The organism is Pseudomonas sp. SMN5, assembly GCF_052041925.1.
GTDB lineage: Bacteria > Pseudomonadota > Gammaproteobacteria > Pseudomonadales > Pseudomonadaceae > Aquipseudomonas.
In genome coordinates this window covers 83,937-98,649 of sequence record NZ_JBKGGX010000008.1, presented here as the reverse complement: position 1 = coordinate 98,649, position 14,713 = coordinate 83,937, and the positions used below count along the sequence as shown (strand labels likewise).

The 14,713-nt window shown below is 51.5% G+C and carries 17 protein-coding genes; 12 read left to right on the top strand and 5 right to left on the bottom strand.

Translation table 11 applies throughout. The annotated features are described in order from the left end of the window. Positions 1-5: 5 nt before the first annotated feature. From ACLEJR_RS10470 to ACLEJR_RS10460, 3 genes are read left to right on the top strand one after another with little or no spacing between them, the layout of a single operon-like run. Complete coding sequence (locus ACLEJR_RS10470; protein WP_440813731.1) at positions 6-443, top strand: GNAT family N-acetyltransferase; 438 nt, start codon at positions 6-8, stop codon at positions 441-443. Beyond that, entirely contained in the window at positions 440-1,153 is a 714-nt protein-coding gene (locus ACLEJR_RS10465) for an AzlC family ABC transporter permease (protein WP_440796681.1), read from the top strand. The genes ACLEJR_RS10470 and ACLEJR_RS10465 overlap by 4 nt, the downstream gene beginning before the upstream one ends. After that, a complete protein-coding gene (locus ACLEJR_RS10460) occupies positions 1,132-1,449 on the top strand; it encodes an AzlD domain-containing protein (RefSeq protein WP_440796680.1) in 318 nt (105 codons plus the stop codon). Before ACLEJR_RS10465 ends, ACLEJR_RS10460 begins: the two co-directional genes overlap by 22 nt. On the opposite strand, the gene ACLEJR_RS10455 is transcribed toward ACLEJR_RS10460, so the two are convergent. After that, complete coding sequence (locus ACLEJR_RS10455; RefSeq protein ID WP_440813729.1) at positions 1,366-2,292, bottom strand: LysR family transcriptional regulator; 927 nt, start codon at positions 2,290-2,292, stop codon at positions 1,366-1,368. The two genes, ACLEJR_RS10460 and ACLEJR_RS10455, sit on opposite strands and share 84 nt — an antisense overlap. A 339-nt stretch (positions 2,293-2,631) precedes the next feature. On the opposite strand from ACLEJR_RS10455, the gene ACLEJR_RS10450 reads away from it, so the two are divergent. Both ACLEJR_RS10450 and ACLEJR_RS10445 read left to right on the top strand, forming a co-directional pair. Continuing rightward, a complete protein-coding gene (locus ACLEJR_RS10450; protein WP_440813728.1) occupies positions 2,632-3,039 on the top strand; it encodes an MbcA/ParS/Xre antitoxin family protein in 408 nt (135 codons plus the stop codon). Further along, positions 3,039-3,716: an RES family NAD+ phosphorylase gene (locus tag ACLEJR_RS10445; protein WP_440813727.1), complete on the top strand. Its 678-nt coding sequence runs from the start codon at positions 3,039-3,041 to the stop codon at positions 3,714-3,716. The genes ACLEJR_RS10450 and ACLEJR_RS10445 overlap by 1 nt, the downstream gene beginning before the upstream one ends. Positions 3,717-3,787: 71 nt before the next feature. Here the strand turns inward: ACLEJR_RS10445 and ACLEJR_RS10440 are convergent, their stop codons facing one another. Beyond that, on the bottom strand, positions 3,788-5,395 hold the full coding sequence (locus ACLEJR_RS10440) for a methyl-accepting chemotaxis protein (RefSeq protein ID WP_440813725.1): 1,608 nt from the start codon (positions 5,393-5,395) through the stop codon (positions 3,788-3,790). 316 nt (positions 5,396-5,711) lie between these two features. Here ACLEJR_RS10440 and ACLEJR_RS10435 point away from each other — a divergent pair, with 316 nt between their 5' ends. From ACLEJR_RS10435 to ACLEJR_RS10420, 4 genes are all read left to right on the top strand, one after another. Further along, entirely contained in the window at positions 5,712-6,680 is a 969-nt protein-coding gene (locus tag ACLEJR_RS10435; RefSeq protein ID WP_440796675.1) for an alpha/beta fold hydrolase, read from the top strand. 205 nt (positions 6,681-6,885) lie between these two features. Next, the gene (locus ACLEJR_RS10430; protein ID WP_440796674.1) at positions 6,886-7,203 is read left to right on the top strand and encodes a transcriptional regulator; all 318 of its coding nucleotides are present in this window, start codon (positions 6,886-6,888) and stop codon (positions 7,201-7,203) included. After that, the gene (locus tag ACLEJR_RS10425; protein WP_440796673.1) at positions 7,193-7,477 is read left to right on the top strand and encodes a helix-turn-helix domain-containing protein; all 285 of its coding nucleotides are present in this window, start codon (positions 7,193-7,195) and stop codon (positions 7,475-7,477) included. Before ACLEJR_RS10430 ends, ACLEJR_RS10425 begins: the two co-directional genes overlap by 11 nt. Positions 7,478-7,538: 61 nt before the next feature. Further along, positions 7,539-7,832: a helix-turn-helix domain-containing protein gene (locus tag ACLEJR_RS10420; protein WP_215008801.1), complete on the top strand. Its 294-nt coding sequence runs from the start codon at positions 7,539-7,541 to the stop codon at positions 7,830-7,832. A 243-nt stretch (positions 7,833-8,075) separates the two neighbouring features. Here the strand turns inward: ACLEJR_RS10420 and ACLEJR_RS10415 are convergent, their stop codons facing one another. From ACLEJR_RS10415 to ACLEJR_RS10405, 3 genes are all read right to left on the bottom strand, one after another. Further along, the gene (locus ACLEJR_RS10415; RefSeq protein ID WP_440813723.1) at positions 8,076-8,354 is read right to left on the bottom strand and encodes a DUF3077 domain-containing protein; all 279 of its coding nucleotides are present in this window, start codon (positions 8,352-8,354) and stop codon (positions 8,076-8,078) included. A gap of 431 nt (positions 8,355-8,785) precedes the next feature. After that, positions 8,786-9,643 carry a hypothetical protein gene (locus ACLEJR_RS10410; protein ID WP_440813721.1) on the bottom strand — a complete coding sequence of 286 codons (858 nt, stop codon included), beginning with the start codon at positions 9,641-9,643 and terminating at the stop codon, positions 8,786-8,788. Between the two features lie 31 nt (positions 9,644-9,674). After that, positions 9,675-10,076, bottom strand: a complete 402-nt coding sequence (locus tag ACLEJR_RS10405; protein WP_440813718.1) for a hypothetical protein — start codon at positions 10,074-10,076, stop codon at positions 9,675-9,677. A gap of 853 nt (positions 10,077-10,929) precedes the next feature. Here ACLEJR_RS10405 and ACLEJR_RS10400 point away from each other — a divergent pair. The 3 genes from ACLEJR_RS10400 to ACLEJR_RS10390 are packed head-to-tail and all read left to right on the top strand — an operon-like array spanning position 10,930 to position 14,402. Further along, entirely contained in the window at positions 10,930-11,853 is a 924-nt protein-coding gene (locus tag ACLEJR_RS10400; RefSeq protein ID WP_440813716.1) for a hypothetical protein, read from the top strand. Positions 11,854-11,859: 6 nt separating this feature from the next. Then, positions 11,860-12,309, top strand: coding sequence for a hypothetical protein (locus ACLEJR_RS10395; RefSeq protein ID WP_440813713.1), 450 nt, complete (start codon positions 11,860-11,862; stop codon positions 12,307-12,309). Continuing rightward, positions 12,306-14,402 carry an AAA family ATPase gene (locus ACLEJR_RS10390; RefSeq protein ID WP_440813712.1) on the top strand — a complete coding sequence of 699 codons (2,097 nt, stop codon included), beginning with the start codon at positions 12,306-12,308 and terminating at the stop codon, positions 14,400-14,402. Before ACLEJR_RS10395 ends, ACLEJR_RS10390 begins: the two co-directional genes overlap by 4 nt. Positions 14,403-14,713: the final 311 nt, after the last annotated feature.

Sequence of the window (14,713 nt, the reverse complement as noted above, 5' to 3'; positions counted from 1 at the left end):
AACCCATGGACGACCCGACGCAGGAGGTGCTGTTGCGTCGGGCCATGGTCAGGGATGCCGAGCGAATGGAGCGGTTCTTGCGCAGCTTCGACGAAGTGTCGTTCTGCGAATGGCAGGATGCCCGATTCCTGCGAGGCGTCCTGTTACAGGAAACCACCACCGCCTACGTGGCCGTCGATAGGAGCGGCGAGGTGGTGGGGGCGGTGATCGGTGGGGTGCTCGGTACGCGTGGCACGATCAACCACCTGGCGGTCAGCCCGCTGCATCGCACCAAAGGCCTGGGCCAGCGTCTGGTGGAAGCCGCGTCGGCCGACATGAAGCGGGTCGGCGTGCTGCGCATGTTCCTTTTCGTCGACGATGCTAATCTGGCCGGCAAGCGCTTCTGGGCTTCCCAGGGTTTCTGTGAACCCCGGGGTGAAACCACCTTCGAGAGGGATTTATGAACAAGACTTCCAGCCAGCCGCTGGTGGTCGAACCACAAGCCTCGCGTACCTTTGCTGAAGCCAGTCCGGTGGTAGCGGGTTATTTTACGGTTTCGTTTGTGTTCGGTCTGATGGCGGTCAACGCCGGGCTGCCCCTGTGGCTGCCAGTGGCGATGTGCCTGTTCGTCTATGCGGGCGCTTCGCAGTTCGCGGCGCTCGCGTTGATTTCCAGCGGCGCCTCGCTGACCACCATTGTCCTGACCACTTTCCTGATCAACGCACGGCACATGCTGATGTCGGTCTACATGGCCAAGGCCCTGCGTGCGCTGGGGCTCAGCCGTTTCGAGCGTTGGTGCTACGCGGCGGGGCTGACGGACGAGTCGTTCGCCTTCCACAGCGTCAAGCTGGGCGCTGGGGCACCGGTCAGCGTGCGCTACCTGATCGGCTTCAACCTGTTCTGCCACACCTCCTGGGTGCTCGGCGGCTTGCTCGGTGCCGTGTGCGCGCAATACGCCGCGCACCTGATCAAATACCAGCTCGACTACGCCCTGACGGCGATGATGCTTTATGTGCTGGTTTCGCTGTGCAACACCCGCAACAAACTGATCGCCGCCGCCGCGGCCGTGGTCTGCATGGGCGTGCTCAGCCTGCTCGGCAGCTCGCCGTTCAACGTCTTCATTGCCACGTTCGTTGGCTGCGGGGTGGGGGTATGCCTGACCAAACGTTCCTGATCCTGGTGGTGGCCCTGATGATGGCCGTGACTTTCCTGCCCCGCGCCTTACCATTGCAGGTCAATACCGAACACTGGCCGCCGTTCGTCGCACGCGCCTTGGAATACCTACCGGTGGCGATCGTCGCAGCCATCAGCCTCACCCCGCTGCTGATCAAGGACCAGCAGATACAACTCGACCGCCCGGAATTTTATGCGGCCATTCCGACGCTGTTATGTGCGTATTTCAGCCGTAACCTGTTTCTCAGTGTGGCGCTGGGCACGGCGGCGTACATCGCGCTCGGGTCGTTCCTGTAGCGAAAGGTCCACTACGTCATGTAGCGCCTGGCCGGGCAACTCGGGGTTGTTCACCGCCAGGCGCACGTCGAGGAAGTCCTCGAAGTCCGGGAAAATCGCCAAGCCGTTGCGCAGTGCCGCTTCCCGGGATACCAGCCCCAGGCCGTCGAGCTGGGTGATCAACGACAGGGTCAGCGTTTCGCTGCAGGAATACACCATCCGCTGGCTCGAACCGTATTCACCCAGGCCTGCATCGAGAAAGCGCAGGAAACTGCGCGAATACGGACATTCATCTGCCGGACGCACCTGGAACTTATCGCCCAGCGAGCCAAGGGTATCGTCATCGTCGCCGCAATGCGCGCCCACCACCCGCACCTGCACGTCGGGCATGGTAATGCTGGAAAAATCGCTCTGTTGCTGCCCGATCAGGATCGCCAGGTCAAAATCTTCGTTGCGCAGCTTGCTCAGGTTCTCCATCGACTCGGCATAACTGAACTCCAGCTGATACTGGGGGAAAACCGCGATCAGCCGATCGATCATCCGCCGGTTGAACTCCGCCGGCAGCGTGGTATTGAGCGCCACCTTGAGCGTGCGCCGTCGCGGTGTCTTGAGCGCCGCGACTTTCTCTTCCAGTTGCCGGGTGGCCACCAGCACCTGATCCATGAAAGGCGTCAGTTCCGTGCCTTGGCTGGTCAATGTCAGGCCTTTGTTCGAACGTCGGAACAACCGGAAACCGAATTGCTCCTCGACCTTGTTCAACTGTGCCGCCAGCGCCTGCACCGTGAGGCACGAATGCTCGGCCGCCGCCGACAGCGAGCCGGTCTGCACGATGCGCATGAGGTTGCGTAGGGTTCTGCTATCCATGAGGTAATGCCCTCTGCTTAAGTGGGCTCGCTATTGTTGTGCACTTGGCCCGGTTCAGGCCGTACGTGCTGGCTATCATCATGCACCTTGCCACGGTTGTCGCGATTTTGTGCCGAAAAGCCCCGGGAGGCCGATGGTTGGAGCTTATGTGGGATTCCGGCGTTTTGCCCATTCAATGCTAAAGCGAGAGCCCAGGGGTATGGCTGTATGCCGACATCTCGGCGTTATCCCGATAAGTCTTGGAAGTGGCTGACTATTCGCTTGCGAATAAAATTTCATGAAATATACATATCTGTACTATGCTTGGCGCATAACCCAGCTACATAGGAGCCCAAACCCATGGCGACTTCCTCCATCACCCTCAACACGCAGCAATTGGATTACCCGGACGCGGGTCGAGTCGCGTTGAAGTTTTTCTTCAATCTCATGGAGCTCTGGGGCTGCAGCGTCGAACAGCAACGTACGCTATTGGGCAAGATCTCAAACACCACCTTCTATAAGTACAAGCAACTGCCGGACAACGTAAGGTTGCCCCGTGACACCCTCGAACGTATTTCCTACCTCATGGGTATCCACAAGGCGCTGAGCATCATCTTCAGCAACAGCCGGGATCGCGTGTACCAGTGGGTCAGCAGTCCCAACACCGCTGCGCCGTTCAATGGCCAGTCGGCATTGACCTATATGCTGACAGGCCGGGTGGTGGACATTGCCGATGTACGGCGGTACCTCGATGGAGTACGTGGTTGATGACACCTCCACTGGCGGACCCGCAATGGGAACGGGCCTATCGGATCGTCAACAGCAGCTTCCCGCCGATCACGCTGTTCGAAGATGTCCTCGACCCGCAAGACCTGGCGACCGCCTATGCCTTGGAGGCATTGACCAACGATCGGCTGATGGCGGAGGCCGGTGTGCTGTCTCGGGTACGCCCCGAAGACCGGGTGTCCGGGCCGGGCTCTTCACCGGTGATGGCGGCGTTCACTCACATCGGCAAAAGCAGCCGTTTCAGCGACGGCACCTTCGGCGTCTACTACGCCGCCAGCAGCCAGGAAGCCGCCATCGCCGAAACCTGCTACCACCAGGCCCGGTTTCTCGGCGCGACCAATGAGCCGGACCTGGAGTTGACCATGCGCACGTACGTCAACAAAGTCATCAAGCCCATGCACGACATCCGCCACGATTATCCCCACCTCCACGACCCGGACCCCACCGCCTACGGCCCGTCCCAAGTCTTTGCGAGGCAATTGCGCGAAACCTTGTCCTGGGGTCTGCTGTACAACAGCGTTCGCCTGCCCGGCCACGAATGCGTCGCCGCGTTTCGCCCGCCGGCGGTTTCGATACCGGTGCAGGGCAAGCATATTCGGTATGTGTGGAGTGCCCAGAAACGTGAGATTTCGTTTGTGTTTGAGGTGAGTCAGGTGTGAGTCAGCTTTTATAGAAAATCATGGCTGGGCAATAATTGTTGCCCAGCCATGATTTTCCAGGTGTTTGCTGATCAGATCTTGAACTGCTGAACCGACGCCTGCATTGACCCGGCCGCATCGTTCAGCTGATCCGCCGTTTGCGTCAGGTGGTGAATCGAGCGGGTGTTTTCCCTGGACTGCTCGGCAATCGACTCCACCCGCTGCGCCATTTCATCGCTGGCTTTCGATTGCTCGGCAATGGTCTGGGAAATTTCCTCCACCACCTCCGCCGCATGCCGGGCGCCGGTGCGGATTTCGCTGATTGACACCCCTGCCTGCTGAGCCAGGGTCACGCCCTCGTCCACTCGGCTGACGCAAGCCTGCATGTTCGCCACCGCATCCCGTGCGCTGGACTGGATGCGTTCGATCATCGCAGTGATTTCCTGGGTGGACTGGGTGGTGCGCGCCGCCAGGTTGCGCACCTCATCGGCCACCACCGCAAAGCCGCGGCCCGCCTCGCCGGCACGGGCGGCTTCGATGGCGGCGTTCAGCGCCAGCAGGTTGGTTTGCTCGGCGATACTTTTGATCACCTGGATGATCGAGTGAATATCTTCGGACGACGCGTCCAGCGCAGTGATCTTGCTGGAAGACTGGTTCACCACTTCGGCGATCCGGTTCATGCCTTCCACCACCCCGAGAATCACCTGCCCGCCGCTGCTCGCCAGTTGTTCGGACTGCGCCGAAATCGTCCGGGCACTGTCGGCGTGCTGATGGATCTGGCTGATGTTCGCCATCATCTGCTCCATGCTCGCCGCCATGCTGGTGGCGCTCTGGGCCTGCTGATCGGCGCTGGAAACGATTTGTCGCGCGGTACTGCCCAGGTTCTGCGAAGTGCCGTGCAACTCATCGCTCTGGCTGCGGATCGTGGCAATCATCTGCCGTAGATTGCGCTGCATTTGCTCGATTACACCTTGTAGCTGGCCCAGCTCATCCTTGCTTTGCGCGCCCATCGAGCGTTGCAGGTCCCCTTGGGAAATCGCCTGGGTATTGAGGATGATTTTGTTGAGCGGCGTAAGCACGGCCTTGAGCAAATTCCACGACAACAGCGCCAGCGCCACACAGGTTGCTAGCAATGTAGCAATCAACCAACGTCCCGAGTTTTGAATGCTGTGGTCCTGGAACTCGCGGGAGATTTGGGCCTGGTTTTCAATCAGCTCGCTCACTGCTTCGTTACGCTCCTCCAACGCAGAAAACGCCCCATCGAACTCGGTCCGCAACGCTTGGTCATCCTGGGCACCGCTCAGCGCCTTGCCAATCACTTGCCTTGCTTTTTCGATGTAGGTATCAGCCTGTGGCTTCAGCTCGGCAATGGCCGTGTGAACGGTTGGCGGCAGATCCGCCTCGGCGTTCTCGGCAATCACCTTGCGCATCCGCTGCAAATGCTCGTCAAAAGCCTCCGTCACCTCCTTGGCCCCCTGGGTATCCCCAGGCGCCACGAGCAGCGCAGCCAACACATCGCCACGAATGGCGTCATGCATCATGTCCGCCTCCATGTGCTTGCGCATCGCCGAAATACTGGTCTCATTCTGCGACAGCGCCTCGGTCATAGAGTGATAACCCCACAACCCGATGCCACCGAGCAACAGCGCAAAAGACAGGCTGACCAACCCCGAGCCTATGACCTTGGTGCGGATCTTCATCGCCGACTGCTCCTGGAGCGAGGATTTCTGGGCAAGTGTAGTTGAGCGCCAGCGGAGCCTCGTGATTGGGCTGTGCTGTTATTCATAGGTATCGGCGGGAAAAATAATTAGCTGAATGCGCCGCAGCCTGTTGGGCGTTGGCATTTGCTGCCGGAACGTCGATAACCGCTCGTCGAGACTGTCGGTTCTGACAGTAGCCGTCGTGCCGAAGATGCACTCAGGCTAGGGCCAGTAAACTTCGAACTTCACTGCTCCTGGATTTACCCGCAACGTACCTGTTGAATCGGGAAGTTGGCCGGCCTGGGATTGTCCAAAAATGAGAAAACTCATTGTTTCCGCTTTTTCGTTGGCTATCACAGGGATGTCTGCTCAGTTGCAGGCGGCTACCCCAACAACGGAGTCCGAGAGCGTTTTGATTGATGGTGCAGCTTTTAAAAGCGAATATGCGGACGTAAACGGCATTCGTCTGCATTACCTGGTGAGCGGTAACGGCGCCAAGCCCGTGCTACTGGTGCATGGCTTCCCGGGAAGCTGGCGCAATTGGGAAGCACTCATGGGAAGGCTGGTGCGTGCGGGTTATACCCCAGTCGTCCCGGATTATCGTGGTGCCGGGGAAACGGAAGTTTCGGCAAGTGGCTACGACAAGAAGAACATGGCGCTGGATCTGCACGAGCTGATTAAAACGCTCAAGATGAAGCAGGTGGATATTGTCGGCCATGATATGGGCCTGATAGTCGCCTATGCCTACGGTGCGCTTTATCCGCGCGAAACGAAGCACATGGTTCTAATGGATGGATTTATCCCCGGCATTCCAGGGTGGGAGGTTCCTTATAATGGTAATCCCCAAACCGGTCTTTCGAGTAAATGGCATTTTCGTTTCTATGGAAGCACGGCTGAAAAGATGATTCGAGGTAAAGAAAAAATATACCTCGATATGTTTTTCGATGAATTCGTGTACGAGGGAAACCCTAAAGTATCCGCTGAGGTACGTGACGTTCTGGTTGCAGATTACTCCCGACCCGGACGCATGGAGGCAGCATTCAAGCTTTATTCTGCGTGGGTAGAGCATGACGCCAATGACAACCAGGCATTCGCCGAAAACAAACTGACCATCCCGGTGCTCACCATTGGCGGGGATCACTCACGAGGCAAAACATTGTCCGAGCAAGTACAGCACATTACTACCCAACCTCATTCCCTGATCCTGCAAAACACCGGGCATTGGGTGCTCGAGGAAAAAGCAGAGGCTACCAGCGGGGCGATCCTGGATTTTTTGCAGGAGTAACGAGCCTGGTATCGAGGGACAGACCACTTTTTTATTCAATGCACCGCAACCCCCGTGGCGAGGGAGCTTGCTCCCGCTGGGGTGCGCAGCAGCCCCGCGAATTTATGCAACGCTGAATGACAGGTTGAAAGTTAGCCCAACATCAAGATATCTCTCAGACAGATGCGCCTTGCTCGGCTATACGGCAAGGCCGTATAGTCGGCCCATGTACACGATTGTCGAAACCGAAATTTTCAAGCGTTATGCCCAATCCATCTGGGAGGATGGCGAGCGTCTTGAATTCATTACCTGGTTGGCGGCCAATCCGCTGGCCGGCGATGTGGTTCCTGGCAGTGGCGGCTTGCGAAAGGTACGCTGGTCCCGCAGCGGGATGGGTAAACGAGGTGGAACACGTGTCATTTATTACAACACGCTTGCAGAAGGCTCTATCTGGTTGTTGATCGCCTATACCAAGACGAAATTCGACAACCTACCGGCAGCCTTTCTCAAGCAATTGAAAGAGGAAATCAGCAATGGTCAATGAGCTGGAGCAGTTCCAGAAAGACTTGTTGGATTCTGTGCGTCAAATGAAAGCCGGCAAGGCCGCTCGCGTGACTCAGGTACCGTTATCGGCCGCTGCTGAAGCGCGAGCCAAAGTTGGCGTTTCTCAAAATGCGTTCGCCAAACTGCTCGGAGTCAGCCTGCGCACGTTGCAGGACTGGGAACAGGGGCGTCGCCAGCCAACAGGTGCTGCACAGACCCTATTGCGAGTCGCGACACAGCATCCCGAAGCTTTACGTGATTTACAGTCGGTCTGACCTACCGAGCTACTAACAGGTCCAGCGCTGGCCCGACCGACTTAGACAAGGTATGGAAATGATGGAAAAAGATCTATTCAACCGCCTGGTCGAGAGCATGACCCAGATGGATGAAATCGAGCGTGGCGAGCGCCCACCGTCTCGTGAGTTCCACGTCGACGCCTTGCAAGTCAAAGTGATTCGACAAGCCACCGGCCTTTCCCAGGCCCGCTTCGCGAAAGCGATAGATGTAGCCTTGGGAACCCTCCAAAACTGGGAGCAAGGTCGACGCGAGCCAGAAGGACCAGCACGTGCATTATTGCGGGCTATTCACAACGACCCCAAAAATGTGTTGGCTGCTCTTCAACACCGATGAGCCCGTATCGGCCAGCAATCGACCTCAGACTCCACGGAGGAAACCACTCTCTAGGTCATTGGGGGAGGGGGAACGCTTTTGTGATATGGGCGGAAGAAAAATTAACTGAATGCACCACAACCCCCGTGGCGAGGGAGCTTGCTCCCGCTGGGATGCGAAGCAGCCCTTCTTCATCCGTCCACAGAACTCAACTCCCAGACACAACGCTGCCCACCCAATCGAGCAGCGTCGCGCACCTCGCACCTAAGCGGAGTAACTCCCCGGCGCTTCCAGCACCTTCACTACATCATCAATAACGGCCTTGCTCATGTCCTGCAAATAGCACGAGGCCCAGGCATAACGATCCATGTCGCGAATCATGGCGGCGTCCTCGGCCAGAAGCTTGGCGACGTGGAGTAGATCGGAGGCGTGAGATAGGGCTTCGCCGATAGGGACGCCGCTGTTGACGCGAAAGAGTGGTCGGTCGGAATGGAAGGAGAAGGGGGTTAGGCCTATGGTTTTGAAGTCTTGCGGGTTTGGCATTGTCTGGCTCCTTGACTTGAAAGAGCTACCACCGACCTTCTCACAGGTTGGGGTGGCAGCCGTGCGCGGGGTGAGAAACCGGCAATCAAGGCAACCGGTAGACCCGAAGGTCTCCCACGCACAGCCGCCATAAAACGACATCGCAGACGTAAAAAAACGCCACGATGGGTTTCGGGCGCTTATGCGCCTTGATTACTTCGGGTTCTCACGCCCGGTCGCTGAATTTGCAGCGACGTAGGCAGAGTAGCGGGTGAAGGGAGGCGATGCAATCGTGGCTCGATGCTATTCGATCGAATTTATTTTTATCTATAATTCGATGCCGTAATAAAAAATAGAAGTGTGTCAGAGACAATTTCTGGCGGGAGGAACGTCAGAAATTTCATAGGCGCAAAACATAACGGAGGTTTTAAAGTGACGTTGGTAGGGGAGGGCTATTGAGGTTTATCGGTTTCTTGCAAAATAGATTGATTGTAAGTTTTCTGAAAAGCGTTATAAGCATTAATGTCGAAAAGGTTTATAGATTTTATCTCCGAGTAAGGGAAGATTATTTCAAATTTTCCAGGGTCAAGATGGCTTAATGCTGTATCGTTGGCACATATTTCGTAAAGAGATATATAGGAGGTAGTAAAGGTTATTTTTAATCCTTCGCTTTTGCGATAGCCGCTTACCAAGGGGAGAAGGCGGAGCATGTCTCGTTTGTCTCCAGGGTCAATGGAGCCAGTAATTAGGCCAACATAAACTTTGCCGTGGCCAAGTGTCACGCTCACAGGCATATTCTCTTCCATAGCCCTCAGTAGTATCAGCTCTAAATCAGCGTTCATGACCAGAATAGCTTTTTTCACTGCATTTCTGGTTGCGTGCCCGTAGATATCCGAAAGGAAATGATGCTGCCGTCCCTTCACTAAGTTTATTGAAAGCCTTAAAAGTTCTTTCTTCGGGATTACGATAAATGCTGTTATCCAGTTAAGTGCATAGCCACCAGCTAGGCCTATGAGGAGCGTTACTGTGAGGACCAAAATCCAGAAAGCCGAATCAATTTTTTCGGTTTTTGCTTCAAAGGGAACGCTTTCAATTGTGGCGCTTAGAAATCCTAGTTCTGACTGAATTAGGTCTTTATGGTGGAAGGAAAATGCTAGTGCTAGAAGAAACAGCCAAAGGCCCCAAAAAGCAGCTCGGATATAGAGTTTTTGAGAGTCTTCGCGCTTGATGAGGTACTTTGTTGCTAGCCAGGTGCTTATAAAAACATACCCCGCTAAAAGGGAGACGAATGCTAGCGCAGCTTTAAGCATCTACAGTTATTCCTGGCAACACCGTTCGCCCTTAGGCCTCGGCTTCCTTTTTTTTCTTTTCGTTTTTTATATCGTTATCGAGTGATGCGAACGCAGTAAGCTGTCGTTTTACGACTTTGGAATGAAGTAGCTCATTGGCGTCTGCGAACAATGAACCATTTTCAGTGACATAGAATGGGGCCGTTTCATGGGCATCACGTTCAGCTGAGCGATAGTAAGCCTTGAGCCGGTCAAGTAGCTTTGTGTGCTTCTGTTGCTTGCTCATATGATCCCCTTGCAGCTTGGTTTTTCGTTCCATTGAGATGTCTGGAAGGTCTGACATAAAGCTGAGCTCCGCACTCTCAATCAACGCTCGCTGCCGACTTCCCTGACCCGCTGAGCCTAAAGGGTGAAGCGTATAGCCGGCGGTACCCTGGCGGCAAGTGGCTTTCATCCGTCTCTTACAGCGTTATAGACCATCTATCCGATTTAGCCATCACATGGCTCACAGGTGAGATGTGGAGTGATCTTGCCCCTTTGGACCGTTAAGGGCTAGCGGTCGGAGGAACTCATTTGTAACACTCCTTAAAAGAGCTGAACTCGGGCCCCCGTTGGAGGTTAGCTCCGTATTGATGAGTCTTCCTAATCATGAGTCTCGAACCGCTGACTGGAACGGGGGGATAAGTGGAGCTCTGCGAGCAGATTAGCTATCGAAAACGGGGCTATTTCAACATAGGAAGATGGAGTATATCAGCCGGCGCAGTCGGCTTCCCGCTACGTCCGGGTGTCTCGGGAAGCGCCAGCCGATAGACTGGCAATGGAGGTGCCAGAAACAACAAAGCCCCTGCATTTTTGCAGGGGCTTTGTTTTGTATGGTGCGGCACCAGGAGTCGAACCTATATGCAACTATCTGTTTTATAAATATTTTTTAGTGAAATATAAATTTATCTATCTCTAAAAATATCCTAAAGCTAATTGTTAGATTGTTCCTTTCTTTGCTGGTGAAAGCAGTTAACGCTGTTTATGTGGCTTGTGAAATAGAGCGGTTTGCAGGTGCCGTAATTTCAATGAGTGCTACCCTGGATTATATATAAGTGATGTTTGTTTTATTTTTGGAAGCGCGATAAGTTCTTTTAAACGAGCTTTGCGGGGTACATAATATAAATATACTTGCTTAAAATTTAGGGGTGCTTAAATATTCTAGTAGGCAAGTTTGCTTTTTTCTAATAGAATGTCATGGCGTATAGCCATGGGTAGCGTGCGTTTTGCCATGACTCGGCTATCAAACGGATTGGATAGGCCTCAATATGTTTATGACTAAGCTTGGGTCTTTTAATGGTGATACATGGGAAGATCTCTGTCAGCTTGTTTTCAAGAGCAAATATGGCTCTGACGGATACCAAGAAATGCCTGCATCGCCTGGCGATTTTGGTATAGAGGGTTTTACTCTCGCTACAGGCAGGGCATTTCAATGTTATTGTCCAGATCGTATATATCCTCAAGATGTACTTTTATCTAAGCAGAAGATAAAAATCTCAGATGATATAGATAAGCTAAAGAAATATAGTGATGACCTGTCAGCTCGCTTAGGTAGCTCAAAGATAAAAGATTGGTGCTTTGTTTCTCCAGAGATAAATCATCACAAGTTATTAGAGCATGCAAGAGTAAAAGAAGCCGAAGCTCGTGCTTGGGATTTAGGCATTTTACATGCGGAGTTCACAGTTCATCTCCACGACGCCGATTTTTACCTTAAGGAGATAAATGAACTCCGAAGCCTCAACGGAGTAGCAATAACGCTAGGAACCGAACCGACAGCGCTTCCCGCACTAGATCAGCCGATTGAAATATATGAGCAACACATTTTACGCAAGACGAAGCTGCGTGTGCTTAATGGTGCTGGAGCTATAGCATCAAGTCGCGTTGATAGGCTATATAATATTACGTTAAAGAAATTTCTAGAGCATGATAATTTTTTCAATACACTAAACAATGTCTCCCCAACATTGTATTTTCGGCTGGTGCGTTTGCTTTCTATATTTGAGCAAGATGTCGAAATTTGGCAGGCGACCTGGACTGGCTCGTCTGAATCGCTTACAGAAAAAATAACAGACAAACTTAAAGAGCGAATCTTGGCTGATCTCCAGCCTGGGGTAGATCAATCGCTAGCTAGTCAGATTTCACATCATACTATAGCTAGGTGGTTAGCTGCTTGCGAATTGGATTTCGAGTGACGCCAAATGACAAGATTAAAATTTACGCAAAGACCAACGCCAGTGCTGGCAGAGCATCGCACATTATACAAAATAGCCCAGATATTACTTGTTCTTGATATATGCGGTCGTGGGCGGAGAAGCAGTGTATTAAAGCTGCATTTGTTTAATTGGGCGATGAAATCTGAAAGCCGGCTTAAACAATTGCAGTTGGCTTCACGTAAAGGAGGTTTGGACCTTCCTATCTGGGGGTTTGATCCGGCTTTAGGCGTTGCGCTAAAATTTGCAATTGAAGAGCGGTTAATAGTCGGAGACAGCACCGCTATTGAAGTGTCTGATGCTGGTATAGAATTTTTAAACTTTATCGTTCAAGACAAAGAACTGTTAATGCGTGAGAAAGTCGCATTGAGACTGATTGGTAAAGGAGTTACAGAGAAAATGGTTGAGTCCATAGCCAAAGGATGGAGCCTGCAATGATTATTAAAGCGATACGACTTAATATCAGTACCCGTGAGGGGGAGTTCGGATTTGCTTTTTCATTCGATCGAAATTTGACAATCATCCGTGGTTCTAATTCTTCCGGTAAAAGTACAGTATTTAACAGCATATTGTATGCGTTTGGAATGGAGGAGTTGGTTGGAGGTAAGAATCAAGCTTCATTGCCTTATGCATTAAAGGACTACTTCGAGTTTGAGGGGGAAAAGGTTTTTGTTGAGAAGTCTGAAATCTTACTGGAGGTTGAAAATACAGTTGGAGACATAGTTACTTTTAGACGCTCTATTACCGATGAACAGAAAAGCCCTAAACTTGTCGAAGTGTTGAATGGACCCTACTTAACAGAGGGAGTTTCAACATCATCCACATTTAAATATCTCCACGACGGTGGTGGTGCGCAGTATGACGAAGGATTTCACACATACCTAGAGAGTTTTCTTGGATTCAAGCTTCCATTTGTCGCTGGCGCAAATGGTCGACAAGTTAAGTTGTATTTACAAGCTGTTTTTGCAGCTGTAGCTGTTGAGCAAAAAAGAGGTTGGACTGACTATATCGCAAATATTCCTCACTATGGAATAAGGGATGTACGAGTAAAGGTTGTAGAGCTACTTTTGGGCTTGGATGTTTTTGAGCTTGCAAGCTTGCGCAGTGAGTTAAATAACGAAGCTGTCGAGATAGATGGTAGTTGGAACGATTCTTATAAAGAATTGTTTAGGGAAGTCAGATCTCTCAATGTTAGGGTTGATGTGGCTGGGTTGCCTGTTAGGGTTGCCTCAACAATTGATTTTAGTAAAGTTAGTGTGGGTATTCAAAGTGACGGTGCTCGAATATCTTTAGTGGAATATATAGCCAAGTTGCGAGAGAAATATAAAGCGCTTGAATTGCAGATTGAAATTCCAAAAAACGATAATTCTTTAGAGACTGTCGCTGCATTGAGTGAACAAGGTGCCGAGCTTAGTCGTCTTGTATCGCTTTACGAATCAGCACTTAGCACTTTAGCTGTCCATAAGTCATCGTTGAGTTTAAACAAGCAGCTTGTTATCCAGGCTAATGAGGAGCTGATCAGAAATAAATCATCACAGAAGCTTCAGAAGTTTGGTGCTTTGCTCGGGCTGAGTCTCTCCAAGGAACAATGCCCGACGTGCCATCAGCATGTAGATGATAGCCTCACTGCTAGTGGTGAGCTGATCTCGAAGATGGATGTTCAAACAAACATCGAATATCTGGAAAGTCAGTTAAACATGCTCCGTCGACAGCAGGATGGAATAAATGTTTTGATTCGCAATTGTGAGTTGGATGTCCAAAACACTCAATCGGCCATTGTGAATGTTAAGTCGATTCTTTCATCGTTACGTAAAGATGTCGCCAGTGGAAACGTAAATTCCAGAGCATTAGTAAAGCAACAAATTTTTATTGAGGAAGAGATTGTAAAGTTGCAGCGATTTGATGATTTGTTTGGCGAAATTATAAATATTTTCAAAGGGCTCTCTAACCGCTTAAAGGTAAACCAAGAGCGTCGTACGTCATTGCCAAAAATTCATTACTCTGAAGACGATGGCAGAGTACTTGATCTTTTTGAAAAAATGTTCCGGGCAAATGTCGGGGAGTTTGATTATCATAGTGCCCCAGTTCGAGATATTGAAATAGATTTTGATAGTCTGTTACCGTTCTTAAAGAGACTTGAGTTACGGGTAGTTAGAGATGCTGTTGAGGGGGCTGAACTAGCGGTTCATCATTACCAAGCCGGTAAGAGTCGAAATAATATCGCTGCCGATTCCAGTGCTAGCGATTTTGTAAGGCTAATTTGGTCTTACTTGCTTGCTATTTATCAGACTTCAACTCATTCAACAGTTAATGCGAATCACCCAGGAATACTGTTGTTTGACGAGCCAGGGCAGCATTCAATGGCGACTAAAAGCCAACGTGCTTTGTTTCAGATGCTATCGGGTGACCCAAAACTCCAAAGTATTGTGGCCGCATCATTTGATGATTCGGAACCTGTATTTAAAGAGTCGACTGAGGGACTTCAGTTCAAGCTCATTCAGTTAAATGAAAAATCTATAACGCGTTTTTAGGTTTTGAAGTCTTTAAGAGAGTGATCTATTGATTTGTGAGAAGAATACTGCTAATGCGGGTTCCTGGCGCTAGCGAAAAAAAGCGCCTTGAGGCGCTTTTTGAAAATAATTTAATTCTAAGCGTTAATGGGGCTTGGGGGGTATCGATTAGCGAATCTACAGTCACTAATTCAGTTCAGTAAGTACCTCTAATGAGAAATTTACGAGCGCGTTGTAGTCCCAATTGGTGTATGGTTTCGGACTACTGTGCAGTTCGTTTTAGTTGAGCTGACCGCTACAGAGCGGTAATGTATGGTAGGTCAACTCAGATT